This is a genomic window from Thalassotalea euphylliae, assembly GCF_003390395.1.
GTDB lineage: Bacteria > Pseudomonadota > Gammaproteobacteria > Enterobacterales > Alteromonadaceae > Thalassotalea_F > Thalassotalea_F euphylliae_C.
The window spans coordinates 2892147-2904736 of sequence record NZ_QUOV01000001.1 but is presented as its reverse complement, the minus strand read 5'-3'; the positions used below and the strand labels follow the sequence as shown (position 1 = coordinate 2904736).

General features: G+C 42.7%; 12 protein-coding genes. 7 read left to right on the top strand and 5 right to left on the bottom strand.

Going from position 1 to position 12590, the window contains the following annotated elements:
- Positions 1–94 precede the first annotated feature (94 nt).
- From dapD to DXX92_RS12830, 4 genes are all read right to left on the bottom strand, one after another.
- The gene (gene dapD, locus DXX92_RS12845; RefSeq protein ID WP_428977340.1) at positions 95–940 is read right to left on the bottom strand and encodes a 2,3,4,5-tetrahydropyridine-2,6-dicarboxylate N-succinyltransferase; all 846 of its coding nucleotides are present in this window, start codon (positions 938–940) and stop codon (positions 95–97) included.
- A gap of 17 nt (positions 941–957) precedes the next feature.
- The gene (gene glnD / locus DXX92_RS12840) at positions 958–3582 is read right to left on the bottom strand and encodes a [protein-PII] uridylyltransferase (RefSeq protein WP_245961476.1); all 2625 of its coding nucleotides are present in this window, start codon (positions 3580–3582) and stop codon (positions 958–960) included.
- A 52-nt stretch (positions 3583–3634) separates the two neighbouring features.
- Positions 3635–4423 (bottom strand): type I methionyl aminopeptidase, encoded by a 789-nt coding sequence (gene map, locus DXX92_RS12835; protein ID WP_116000805.1) that lies wholly within the window; start codon positions 4421–4423, stop codon positions 3635–3637.
- A 491-nt stretch (positions 4424–4914) separates the two neighbouring features.
- Positions 4915–5517: a hypothetical protein gene (locus tag DXX92_RS12830; RefSeq protein WP_116000804.1), complete on the bottom strand. Its 603-nt coding sequence runs from the start codon at positions 5515–5517 to the stop codon at positions 4915–4917.
- A 559-nt stretch (positions 5518–6076) separates the two neighbouring features.
- On the opposite strand from DXX92_RS12830, the gene rpsB reads away from it, so the two are divergent.
- Together rpsB and tsf are read left to right on the top strand one after the other, a co-directional pair.
- Positions 6077–6805: a 30S ribosomal protein S2 gene (gene rpsB / locus DXX92_RS12825; protein WP_116000803.1), complete on the top strand. Its 729-nt coding sequence runs from the start codon at positions 6077–6079 to the stop codon at positions 6803–6805.
- Between the two features lie 95 nt (positions 6806–6900).
- Positions 6901–7740 (top strand): translation elongation factor Ts, encoded by an 840-nt coding sequence (gene tsf / locus DXX92_RS12820; protein WP_116000801.1) that lies wholly within the window; start codon positions 6901–6903, stop codon positions 7738–7740.
- A 223-nt stretch (positions 7741–7963) separates the two neighbouring features.
- On the opposite strand, the gene DXX92_RS12815 is transcribed toward tsf, so the two are convergent.
- On the bottom strand, positions 7964–8779 hold the full coding sequence (locus DXX92_RS12815; protein WP_116000800.1) for a TIGR04219 family outer membrane beta-barrel protein: 816 nt from the start codon (positions 8777–8779) through the stop codon (positions 7964–7966).
- 247 nt (positions 8780–9026) lie between these two features.
- Here DXX92_RS12815 and DXX92_RS12810 point away from each other — a divergent pair, with 247 nt between their 5' ends.
- The 5 genes from DXX92_RS12810 (at position 9027) to DXX92_RS12790 (ending at position 12587) form a co-directional block, all read left to right on the top strand.
- Complete coding sequence (locus tag DXX92_RS12810) at positions 9027–9407, top strand: DUF4345 domain-containing protein (RefSeq protein WP_116000798.1); 381 nt, start codon at positions 9027–9029, stop codon at positions 9405–9407.
- Between the two features lie 156 nt (positions 9408–9563).
- Positions 9564–10304, top strand: a complete 741-nt coding sequence (gene pyrH / locus DXX92_RS12805) for a UMP kinase (RefSeq protein ID WP_116000796.1) — start codon at positions 9564–9566, stop codon at positions 10302–10304.
- A 61-nt stretch (positions 10305–10365) separates the two neighbouring features.
- Entirely contained in the window at positions 10366–10887 is a 522-nt protein-coding gene (frr, locus tag DXX92_RS12800) for a ribosome recycling factor (protein WP_374188852.1), read from the top strand.
- Positions 10888–10955: 68 nt separating this feature from the next.
- On the top strand, positions 10956–11708 hold the full coding sequence (gene uppS, locus DXX92_RS12795; RefSeq protein WP_116000794.1) for a polyprenyl diphosphate synthase: 753 nt from the start codon (positions 10956–10958) through the stop codon (positions 11706–11708).
- A gap of 12 nt (positions 11709–11720) precedes the next feature.
- On the top strand, positions 11721–12587 hold the full coding sequence (locus tag DXX92_RS12790) for a phosphatidate cytidylyltransferase (protein ID WP_116000793.1): 867 nt from the start codon (positions 11721–11723) through the stop codon (positions 12585–12587).
- Positions 12588–12590 lie beyond the last annotated feature (3 nt).

Genomic DNA, 12590 nt, shown 5'->3' with positions numbered 1-12590 from the left:
TTTTAGTCAGGTTAAACTCATTTCTAGAGCTTAACCTAGTCGACTATTAAAACTCTTATTCGTTTCTATTAATCATCACTTTTATTCGTCACTATTACTCATCAGAGACTGAACGAAGCAGGGCGTTAATACCTACTTTAGCACGTGTTTTTGCATCCACTTTTTTCACGATAATCGCAGCGTAAAGACTGTAAGTACCGCATTTCGATGGCAAGTTGCCTGGCACTACCACAGAGCCGGCAGGCACTCGGCCATAGTGTGTTTCACCTGTTTCGCGATCATAAATGCGCGTACTTTGGCCGATGTAAACACCCATCGAAATCACTGCCCCTTCTTCTACAACAACGCCTTCAACAATTTCAGAGCGTGCGCCAATAAAGCAGTTATCTTCAATAATCGTTGGACCTGCTTGCAGTGGCTCTAATACGCCACCAATGCCAACACCGCCAGAAAGGTGAACATTCTTACCAATTTGTGCACATGAGCCTACAGTGGCCCAGGTATCAACCATAGTGCCTTCATCAACAAAGGCACCAATGTTAACGTAGCTTGGCATCATCACCACGTTTTTACCCACGTAGCTACCAGTACGCACGGTTGCTGGTGGTACAACGCGTACGCCATCAGCTTCAAACATTGCTTGTGTGTAGTCACTGTATTTTAATGGCACTTTATCGAAGAATTTGCTCTCTGCGCCGTCAATAATTTCATTGTCCCAAATGCGGAAGCTAAGCAGTACAGCTTTTTTTAGCCATTGATGAACAACCCATTCGCCAGCGACTTTTTCAGCCACTCGGGCTGAGCCATTGTTTAGCGCAGCAAGTGCGTCTAATACCGCTGTTTTTACCTCATCGGTTACCGTTGCAGGCGTAATAGACATACGATTTTCAAACGCTTGTTCAATCGTTGCTTGCAAGTCTGTAATCTCTTGATTTTGCATGTTAAATCCTTCGTTTGTTAAACGATATTGTCACAAAGACGTTCGTTTAAAAGTTGTTGTTCTGTTGTCGTTAATGCTTGGTAGTCTGCATTTGAGACGGTAAATACGTCTTCAGCACGCTCGCCAAATGTGGTGATTTTGGCGCTATGAATGTTTAGCTTTAAGTCGGCAAACACCTGTGCGAAGCTGGCTAGTAAGCCAGGTCGGTCAGTGGTGATAATTTCCAACAAGGTGGTGCTGTCATCTTCTGTTTGGATGAAGCCTACTTGTGTTTTTAAGTTAAACGTTTGCAAACGTTTAGATACCGGCTGAACTTCGATCGTTGCTAGTGTTTCTTGGCTTAAGCGCGAGGCAAGCAAACGTGCTATTTCAAGCTGACGAGGTTCGTCAGTAATGGCCTTTGATTGATGATCCAATACCACGAACGTATTAACCGTGTAACCTGTATTGCTGGTAATAATTTTCGCGTCATGAATCGACAGTTTTTTGCTACCGAGCAGGGCGACGGTATTGGCGAAAATATTTGAGCGCTCTTTGGTGAAGACAAAGACTTCCGTACCACCGCGATAAGGTTTTGGGCTTACTATCACTAGTGGCTCATTGCGATTATGGCCCAGAATATGTTGCGTGTGCCAAGCTATTTGCGTAGGTGAATAGCGAAGGAAGTAATCAGAGTTAAACTCCTGCCATAGTTCGCTAATCGCATCTTCAGCGATACCTTCTGCAACCAATAATTCCTGTGCTTGTTGTTCGTTTTCTCGAATTTGGTCAGCCAAATCAACAGGTTTCTCAAGGCCTCGTCTGAAAGCGCGTTTAGTGGCGAGATAAAGCTCTTCTAATAAGTTAGCTTTCCAGCTATTCCATAAACTTTCGTTAGTCGCGCGCATATCGGCAACGGTTAAACAATACAAGTAATCTAAGTGCGCTTCATCGCGAACAATTTCACCAAATTGCTTAATCACATCAGGGTCTGAAATATCACGGCGCTGGGCGGTTACCGACATTAATAAATGCTGCTGAACTAGCCACGCGATCATACGGCCATCGTGATCGTTAAGTTTGTGCTCTTTGGCAAAATTAAGCGCATCTACTGCGCCAAGCTCTGCATGGTCGCCACCACGGCCTTTAGCGATGTCGTGGAAAATACCCGCTAAATATAAAACTTCCGGCTTGCGAATACGTTGCACAATTTTGCTACAACGCGGAAATTCATGGTTATGCTCTGGTTGGCTAAAGCGATACAGGTTTTTAATTAAGCGATAGCTATGCTCGTCTACCGAGTAAGCATGGAATAAGTCAAACTGCATTTGGCCAACAATCGAGCGCCACTCTGGCAGGTAAGCGCCCAAAATACTGTGTCTGTGCATTAGGCTAAAGGCCAAGCCCAAGCCACGAGGGTGCTTGATAATTTCAATGAAAATTCGGCGGTTTTCTTCGTAATCATTTAAACGCGAAACTAGGCGGCGGCGAGCATTGCGTAAAGTTCGCAACGTTTCTGAATGCAAGCCTTTAATCACGGGGTTCTGCGCGATAGTTAAAAACATTTCCATAATTTTAACTGGGCGCATAAACAAGCGATTATTGGTGACTTTAATTAGGCCACCAACAACAATAAAGTCTTTGTTGAGTTCAACTACTGCTGGCTCAGTTTTGTTCACTAAAATTTCTTCTTCAAAATGCTGAAGTAGCATTTTATTGAGTTCAGCAACGCGGCCAATAATGCGGAAAAATCGCTTCATCATACGTTCAACCGACTTCTTACCTGCACTGCCAAAGCCCATCATTTTCGCGACATCGGCTTGGTAATCAAATAACAAACGGTTTTCACTGCGCCCAGCAACATGATGTAGGGCGAAGCGCATACGCCACAAGTAATCTTGACACTCAACAAGCTCGGTATACTCGTTCAAGGTTAAGTATTTGTGTTCAACCAGTTCAACCAGCGAGTTCGCCATAAAATGGCGTTTAGCGACCCATGCAATGGTTTGGATATCACGCAAACCGCCTGGGTTGGCCTTTAAGTTAGGTTCAAGTGTATAGGAAGCGCCGTGGTATTGATTGTGACGTTTAAATTGCTCTTCACGCTTGGCGATAAAGAATTTTTCTGACGTCCAGAATACATCTTCTTGTAGCAGTGGTTGCAATTGCTCAGCCAGTGCCTGATTACCACAAATCAACCGCATTTCCATCAAGTTGGTGGCAATGGTAACGTCATTAACCGCTTGTTTTAAACATTCTTGTACGTCACGTACACTGTGGCCAATATCAAACTTTACGTCCCAGAGTTGGGTAATAAAGGCACCAATTTTTTCTTCGAGATCCTTTTCAATGCTTTGCTGGGTGAGTAGCAAAATATCAACGTCGGAATGCGGGTGCAGCTCACCACGGCCATAACCGCCTACAGCGATAAGGCTCAGTTGATATTCGTCAAGCTGATGTTGCACCCACAATTTCGTGAGCACCAAATCAACAAACAGGGCACGAGCACGTACCAAGTTTTCCATGTCTTCTTCGATAAAAATGGAGAGCAGCCACTGATTGAAGTCTTTGCTTAATGCGCAGACTTCGGCACTGGTCATTGTCGGTGCGGTAACACACAGCGGCTCTTGAAAATGACTGGGTATGAAGTTGTTATTTTCCACAGTAATGCTTTTTAGTTTGTCTTGTTGAACGTCTAGTTAATCGTCTGCTGAATTAGTTGTTTAACTGGCGCGGAATGGTATCGTCACTGCGCAAAGTTAAAATTTCACAACCGTTTTTGGTCACTAGGATTGTGTGTTCCCACTGAGCTGATTTTTTACCGTCAACCGTGTACACCGTCCAGTTATCTTCTTTATCTAAGATAGTGCCCGCCTTGCCCATGTTGATCATTGGCTCAACGGTAAAACACATACCCTCTTGGATTTTAGTTTTATCGTTGTTCTTGTAGTGCACAATTTGTGGTTCTTCGTGGAACTGCGCGCCAATGCCATGACCACAATACTCTTTGACAATACCGAATCGGCCAGACTTTTTGATAAATTTCTGTATTGCTGCACCAATCTCACCAAACGCAACACCTGGCTTCACTTTTTTCAAACCTGTGTATAGCGCTTCTTGCGTGATGCGACATAAACGGCGATCTTCTGGCGAAACGTCACCAATTAAAAACATCTTGCTGGTATCGCCGTGATAACCGTCTTTGATCACCGTGATATCAATATTGATAATATCACCGTCTTTTAATGCTGTGCCGTCAGGAATACCGTGACATACAACGTGGTTGACTGATGTACAAATTGACTTTGGAAAACCGTGGTAGTTAAGCGGTGCAGAAATAGCTTCTTGCACTTTCTCTGTGTATTCCGCGCAAATGGTATTGAGCTCGTCTGTGGTGATGCTAGCTTTGACATGTGGCTCAATCATTTCCAATACGTCCGCGGCAAGCTTGCCTGCCACGCGCATTTTTTCAATTTCTTCCTGACTTTTAATCGGGATCGTCATCTAAATCTCTATATTTTCTCAAATAAAATTGCCCACATTCTACATGTTTTTAAGGGCTTTCCCAATGATTGGTTTTGGTTATCAAATCACTAAACGTATTAATACCAATTTCAATAAATACTTGATCATTCTGGCTGGTTAAAATGCTCATTAACTGCGTTGTTATTTTTGAAATTAGAACTACTAGTTAACAAAAAATAACGCCTTGTTTATGTACCTTTTTCCTACGCCATAATTGATCAACTAATTTATTCAATTGGTATAAGTTGCTATGGGTTTTACCATTCGTTTTTGCGACTAGACAATAATGCCAATTCAACGCGCGGATAAATTCTTTAGATTCGGTTGTTAATAAGGAGGTGATAAAGGACGAGAAGTTGAGAAAGGAGCGCTGGATAACAGCCAAAAAAAACGCCAAGTGCGGGGTAAAACACTTGGCGCTTGATAGCTTATTGATAATCTGGCGCTAGCTGTGCTAGCCCAACTAAAAGCTAACGTATTTCTTGATTAATCGCATCAACAATGGCTGATGGCTCTAACAGATAAAGGTTGTGATTAAGCAATACTAATTCATCATTATGCGCCAGCAAAAGTGCAGGGATTGCACGAGTGCCAATAATATCTTGAATTTCTTCGATATCAGCCAGCATAAACTCTGCATCTTTTACAAACTTGTCTGACTGCAAGCATTTGCTTGATGGCGATAGTTTTAGTCGTTCGACAATATCAGCAACATCATCAGCGTTGGTTAATGGGTTACCTTCTTGGAAATGTACTTGTTGCATTGCTTTTAAAATCGCTAGTGACTTTTCCGGACATTTTGCTTGCGACCAAGCCATCAGGTTTGCGCCTAAGGTGCTGTCTTTTGTTTCGCTCAACTTGGCTAAGTATTGTTCGCCAAATTTAATGTTACTTAGCTCAGTCACCTGATTGGTGATTTTACGAGTGATCTTATCTTCACCGTCATATAAACCACTGTGCAAGAAGTGAATTTTAATTTTCGGCAACTTCTCGGCAACAGCGCTTACTAAATTGGTGGTGGCATAGCTCCACGGGCAGTGGCTGTCGTAAATAAAAAATAGCTCAGTGGCCATTGGCGTAAATCTCTATTTCTATTGAGGTAATTAATGGCCTAATTTTAGCTGTTGTCGGTGGCGATTACTATCGTTAATCAGTTTCAAACAGGGTTTATCAAGCGCAACAGCGTTTTAGTTACCTTACCCCTTAGTTATTTGGTGAAAAAAGAGGGCGATGCTAACGCGCGCTTTTACCACTATTTTCAATCTGTATTGGCGCTCTCTTGCCTGTGATCAACAGTTCTTTTTTATCAAAAACGGCAAGCCGATAGGGTGGCGATAAATTCTACAATTTGTTAGTGGGTTTTGCTGGTGTTTAATCAAGTGTTGTGGAATAATACGCGCCGCTAAATTTATCGTTTGGTGGGTAACTTATTCAATAACAGTTGCCGGTCAGTAGTAGCGGTAAGTCATAGCATTATTAACTTAAGTCGTGTTATCTCTTGATGAGCAACACATTTTTATAAACTCACATACATCTTGCAGAGGTATACCCGGGGTGCTCCAAGCGTCATTGAACGCTGCTATGAGTCGTGTATATCGGATGTATGGACGCTTAACCCCAAGAGGAAAAATTATGCCAAACGTTTCTATGCGCGACATGCTTAAAGCAGGTGTTCACTTCGGTCACAAAACTCGTTACTGGAACCCTAAAATGAAGCCATTCATTTTCGGTGCGCGCGACAAAGTTCATATCATCAACCTAGAACAAACTGTTCCAATGTTCAACGACGCTTTAGCTTTCTTATCTGGCATCTCTGCTAAGAAAGGTAAAATCTTATTCGTTGGTACTAAGCGTGCAGCTAGCGAAGCCGTTCGTGAAGCAGCAATCAAAGCTGACCAATTCTACGTTGATCACCGTTGGTTAGGTGGTATGTTGACTAACTGGAAAACAGTTCGTCAATCAATCAAACGTTTAAAAGACCTAGAAGCTCAAAGCACTGACGGTACATTCGACGCTTTAACTAAGAAAGAAGCGTTAATGCGTACTCGTGAAATGGAAAAGCTTGAGAAGAGCCTTGGTGGTATTAAAAACATGGGTGGTTTACCTGATGCTTTATTCATCATCGACGCTGATCACGAGCACATTGCTGTTAAAGAAGCAAACAACCTAGGTATTCCAGTAGTAGCTGTAGTTGATACTAACTCAAACCCAGACGGTGTTGATTACATCGTGCCTGGTAACGACGATGCGATCCGTGCGATCTCTCTATACACAGATGCAGTAGCTAACGCTGTTGTTGAAGGTCGTGAGCAAAACATCGCTGTTGCTGCTGAAAAAGACGGTTTCGTTGAAGCGGAATAATCGCTTTTACTAACACTCTTTAATTTATCTGCAATGTCAGGCCTCCATACTTGGCATTGCAGACTCTAGATTTTTATATATTGAGGAATTAACTCATGGCAATTACTGCTGCATTAGTTAAAGAATTACGCGACCGTACTGGCGCAGGCATGATGGATTGTAAAAAAGCCCTTCAGGAAACTGACGGTGATATGGAACTTGCGATCGAAAACATGCGTAAGTCTGGTCAAGCAAAAGCTGCTAAAAAAGCGGGTAACATCGCTGCTGAAGGCCAAATCATCATTAAAGACGGCGCATTAGTAGAAGTTAACTGTCAAACTGACTTCGTTGCAAAAGACGAAAACTTCTTAAACTTTGCTAACAAAGTTGCTGACGCTGCTGCCGCTGAAAAATTATCTATCGAAGACTTACAAGCTAAGTTCGAAGAAGAGCGTGTTGCACTAGTTGCTAAAATCGGTGAAAACATCAACGTACGTCGCGTAGCATACGTTGAAGGTGCTAACCTAGCTTCTTACAAGCACGGTGCAAAAATTGGTGTTGTTGTTGCTGGTGAAGGTGACGCTGAAACACTTAAGCACATGGCAATGCACGTTGCTGCGTCTAAGCCTGAGTTCATCAACCCTGAAGATGTACCAGCTGACGTAGTAGAAAAAGAAAAAGCTATCCAAATCGACATCGCGATGAACGAAGGCAAGCCTGCTGAAATCGCTGAGAAAATGGTTACTGGCCGCATGAAGAAATTCACTGGTGAAATTTCTTTAACGGGTCAAGCTTTCATCATGGAACCAAAGAGCACTGTTGGTCAGGTTCTTAAAGAAAAAGCAACTTCAGTTTCTGCATTCGTTCGCCTAGAAGTAGGTGAAGGTATCGAGAAGAAAGAAGAAGATTTCGCAGCAGAAGTTGAAGCGCAAATCGCTGCAGCTAAAGGCGAATAATTTAAATTAGCTATTAGCTAGTTTAAATAAAGCTTACTAAAAACCGCTCAACTGAGCGGTTTTTTTATGGCTAATGAAATAGCTAAAGGTGTAATTATTAAGCATTATTTTTTATCAATGTGGAGCTACAAACTAAAGGGGGCAATGGGCAAAGAAAAGTGAGGATTGCTCCTCATTATTGGTGCCTTCAATAGGTTAATTTGGTTTATAACCTTTAAAAAGGCTAAAAATGAACAACCATTCCTGCAAAAGCACCTTTAAATTTAAGGTCACTATATAAACCATCTAAATCTTCGAATTCGAGATTCACTGCCCGATAGCCTAGCGTTAGATTTAAGTCTACGACCATATTTTGTATTAGGTCGTAACGTAGGCCAACTTGATAATCTGCAAGTGAATGATCACCTGTAACAGAGACATCACCTTGAGCAAAGAAGTGCAGACCTCTTAGCGGCAAACTAATCATTGTCGCTGCGTATAACATAGGTTCGATATCGTCGATATTAATTTTACCTTGGGGAATACGGGAGCCTGTTACGGTTGGGGCAACACAGGTGTCCGGCACTATAATTTCACATTCTTCGATAAGTACAGTTGAACCTGTCAGGGCAATGTCGCCGCTAAAGTCCCGCGCGGTTAGCCCTAAATCAACCGAAATAGCACGATTGTCGATTATTTCGTAATACAAGGTGTAGTCGGTATAACTCATATCAACATCAGCACTCACTTGGTTGCTAATAGGGAAAGTGTCGCCGCCGAAATTAAGCGCTTGTACTAACGTTGCCTTACCTGTGGTGTCTAATGATGTTTGGGCAATACGCAGGTTAGGCAGAAAAGGCAGAGGATGCTCAACTGCAACAAAGAAACTAGTTTGCTGCTCGTTTTCCAAATTGAAATCCACTTGCGTGTTTTTCCCGCCAAGCGCGCCACTTGCATTGCTCTGCCAAAATTGGCCGCCGAAATATAAACCAACAGAATCTGCTTGTGCATGGGCGATTAGCAGCGAACCTAATACGGTGGCAAAAACTTTAATTCTCATTTCCCTGATGTCCTTATCGATTGCCTCTGGCGCTTTTATGAATAACAGCGAATATGTTGCTTTAGTCTTAGAGTGAGCAGAATACTAGAAAAGTGCTCTGTAAGCTGTTGATTTCAATCAAGGGGCGTTAAATAATCAACTTTTACCTCGTTTTCGCAGATGAATTTATGGCTATTTAGCTTTGCGATGTTAAAGGTAGATTAAATCTATTGGCTCGTGATCACCTATTAATTTCTTGGAGGGATAAATGGCAAAACTATTATGTTACGCAACAGCAGTTTTCTTTTTGCTCTATGGTTTGGGCTTTATTTTTTTCCCAATTGAAATGGCGATGTTGATAACCGATGCAAGTCCAACGAGTTCTTCTGCTATCATTGATTTTCGAGCTACATATGGCGGCGCACAATTGGCTATTGGTTTGCTGCTATTGCTGATTGTAAAAGTTCGAAATGATATTGACTTAGCGTTAACAATGGTCGCACTCTTTTTGCTCTCAATGGCATTGGGTCGGCTTACAGGTATAGTGATTGATGGTGACCCAAATCTCATCATGTGCATATATCTGGCAGCAGAATTGGCATTTGGCGCAATGGCATTGTGGTTAAAGCTGCGCTTAAAAGTGGAGTAAAATATCTAATTCGCATATTAAATAACCGCTTTTTTCTATTAAAGCGCCGCTAAATTCCCTTTCTTTATTTAAAGCTTTAGATGTTTTGTAAAAACCATTAAAATAGCCGCGGTCAATTTCGGCTGCGACAGTTTTATCTACAGGAATCTTGAGCTTATGAGCACCAACCCTAAACCTACGTATCGTCGTATTCTTCTAAAACTCAGTGGTGAAGCCCTTATGGGTGATGAAGGTTTCGGTATTGATCCGAAAATTCTTGACCGCATGGCGCAAGAAATAAAAGAACTCGTTGAGTTAGGTATTCAAGTAGGCTTAGTGATCGGTGGTGGTAACTTATTCCGTGGTGCTGGTCTTGCTGAAGCGGGCATGAACCGTGTTGTTGGCGACCAAATGGGGATGCTAGCAACGGTAATGAATGGTCTTGCGATGCGTGACGCACTTCACCGCGCGTTTGTAAATGCACGTTTAATGTCGGCAATCGACTTAGCTGGTGTTTGTGACACATACAACTGGGCTGATGCGATTGGCATGTTAAAGTCAGGTCGCGTGGTTATTTTCAGTGCCGGTACAGGTAACCCATTCTTTACCACAGATTCAGCTGCGTGTTTACGCGGTATCGAAATTGAAGCTGACGCTGTATTAAAAGCGACAAAAGTTGATGGCATTTACTCGGAAGATCCGGTAAAAAATCCAGAAGCAACTTTATACAGCCACTTAACTTACCAAGAAGTGCTAGAAAAAGAATTAAAGGTAATGGACTTAGCGGCCTTTACCCTAGCGCGTGATCACAGCATGCCAATTCGTGTATTCAACATGAACAAGCCGGGCGCATTAAAAAGTGTGGTAATGGGCCAAGCTGAAGGCACAACCATAGATCACGCCGAAAACTTAGATTAATTGTTCAGTATTAAGGAATATCCAAGTGATTGAAGATATTAAAAAAGATGCAGAAACTCGCATGAGTAAGAGCATCGAATCATTAAAAACAAATTTAAATAAAATCCGTACGGGTCGTGCGCATCCTTCACTATTGGACAACATTTCAGTAGATTACTACGGTGCTGATACACCACTTAACCAAGTGGGTAACGTTTCAGTTCCAGATGCACGTACATTAGCGATCACAGTGTTTGATAAATCAATGATCGGCGCTGTTGAAAAAGCGATTTTATCGTCTGATTTAGGTTTAAACCCGTCTTCACAGGGCACGCTGATTCGCATTCCATTGCCGCCGCTGACTGAAGAACGTCGTAAAGACCTAGTAAAAGTGGTTAAAGGTGAAGGTGAGAACGGTAAAATTGCCATTCGCAACATTCGCCGTGATGCAAACTCTGATGTGAAAACACTGAACAAAGAAAAAGAAATCAGTGATGACGAGATGCACCAAGCGGAAGATGAAATCCAAAAAATCACCGACAAATATGTGAAGCAAGTAGACCAACTACTGGTTGAAAAAGAAGCGGAATTAATGGAAATTTAATTTTCCAGCGAAAGGAATACACGCCGTAGTGAAGTTTTACTACGGCGTTTTTATATAGTGAGATTTAAGTGTCAAACATCTCTGAATTAGAAACTTCAGCTATCAGCGCACCGCAGCATGTTGCCATCATTATGGACGGCAATGGGCGTTGGGCTCAGCAGCAGGGCAAAAAACGCGTTTTTGGCCACAAATCTGGTGTTGAGTCTGTTCGTGCATCGGTTAGTGCGGCTCGCAAAATGGGCGTAAAAGCGTTAACCCTATTCGCTTTTAGTAGCGAGAACTGGTTGCGACCTGAAGAAGAAGTTTCGGTATTAATGGAACTGTTTATGTTAGTGCTAAATCGCGAAGTAAAGCGCTTGCATAAAAACGATATAAAATTTCGAGTGATTGGTGATGTGTCGCGTTTCTCTGACAAACTACAAGAAAAAATCAGAGCCGCAGAGCAACTCACCGAGCACAACCAAGGCATGGTGTTATCTGTTGCAGCAAACTATGGTGGTCGTTGGGATATTGCCCATGCCGCCAGAAAGTTAGCCGCACAAGTTCAAGCTAATGAAATTTCAACTGCTGACATCAACGAGGAGTTGTTACACCAGCATACTAGCTTGGCAGATATGCCAGAATTAGACTTACTTATTCGCACAGGTGGTGACCACCGTATTAGTAACTTTTTACTGTGGCAGGCGGCTTATGCGGAGTTTTACTTCACTGATACCCTATGGCCTGACTTTAACGAAAACGAGTTTAATAAAGCGGTGGACACTTTTTGCCAACGCGAACGACGTTTTGGTCAAACTGGTGAGCAAGTAAAACAACAATAAAAGGAATATCGCTTGTTAAAGCAAAGAATTCTTACGGCCGTTGTCTTAGCGCCGTTAGCTATTGCGGCAATCTTCTATTTGCCGTTGCCTCTGTTCGGCGCATTAATGGTTGCTATTATGGCCATTGGTGCATGGGAGTGGGGCCCATTAATGGGCTTTGCTCGTAAAACCCGTCGTTTATTTTTCGTATTTGCCAGTGTCGTTATTTTAGGGGCGATTTGGTCATTTATGCCACCAGAGTCTTTGTGGCTTGACAAAGGCGTGCTGCAACAAAATGCTATCTACATATTGTGGCTTGCCGTTGCTTGGTGGGCATTGTCGGCATTATTAACATTCTTGTACCCGAGATTTAGTTCATTTTGGTCAAGCCATCGCTCGATTCGCGGTGTCTTTGGCTGGCTAACTTTAGTACCTGCTTGGCTTGCGTTTATGGTGATCCGTTCAAGCGAATACCAAACCGACCCATATCATGGTGCACAGCTCATTATGTTCTTGTTCTTGATGGTGTGGAGCGCTGATATTGGTGCGTACTTTGTGGGTAAATCAATTGGTAAACACAAACTAATGCCAAATGTAAGCCCAGGTAAAACGTTAGAGGGTTTCTTCGGTGGTATCGCTTCTGCCTGTTTGCTGGTGGTTACCGCTGGCAAAATCATTGGTTGGAACGCAGAGCAGTTCGCCATTGTACTTCCTGTAACGGTTGTCATTACCACTATTTCTGTATTAGGTGATTTAAACGAAAGCATGTTTAAGCGCCAAGCAGGAGTGAAAGACAGTGGTTCGATTTTACCGGGTCATGGCGGTGTACTTGATCGCATTGATAGTTTAACCGCGACAGCGCCAATTTACGCACTGTGCTATGTGCTAATTGGCTGGTAAGCA

Excerpts from the sequence above, each read along its gene's own strand:
- dapD (WP_428977340.1), bottom strand. The coding sequence starts at position 940 with ATGCAAAATCAAGAGATTACAGACTTGCAAGCAACGATTGAACAAGCG.
- map (WP_116000805.1), bottom strand. The coding sequence starts at position 4,423 with ATGACGATCCCGATTAAAAGTCAGGAAGAAATTGAAAAAATGCGCGTG.
- DXX92_RS12830 (WP_116000804.1), bottom strand. The coding sequence starts at position 5,517 with ATGGCCACTGAGCTATTTTTTATTTACGACAGCCACTGCCCGTGGAGC.
- rpsB (WP_116000803.1), top strand. The coding sequence starts at position 6,077 with ATGCCAAACGTTTCTATGCGCGACATGCTTAAAGCAGGTGTTCACTTC.
- tsf (WP_116000801.1), top strand. The coding sequence starts at position 6,901 with ATGGCAATTACTGCTGCATTAGTTAAAGAATTACGCGACCGTACTGGC.
- DXX92_RS12815 (WP_116000800.1), bottom strand. The coding sequence starts at position 8,779 with ATGAGAATTAAAGTTTTTGCCACCGTATTAGGTTCGCTGCTAATCGCC.
- DXX92_RS12810 (WP_116000798.1), top strand. The coding sequence starts at position 9,027 with ATGGCAAAACTATTATGTTACGCAACAGCAGTTTTCTTTTTGCTCTAT.
- pyrH (WP_116000796.1), top strand. The coding sequence starts at position 9,564 with ATGAGCACCAACCCTAAACCTACGTATCGTCGTATTCTTCTAAAACTC.
- frr (WP_374188852.1), top strand. The coding sequence starts at position 10,366 with ATGAGTAAGAGCATCGAATCATTAAAAACAAATTTAAATAAAATCCGT.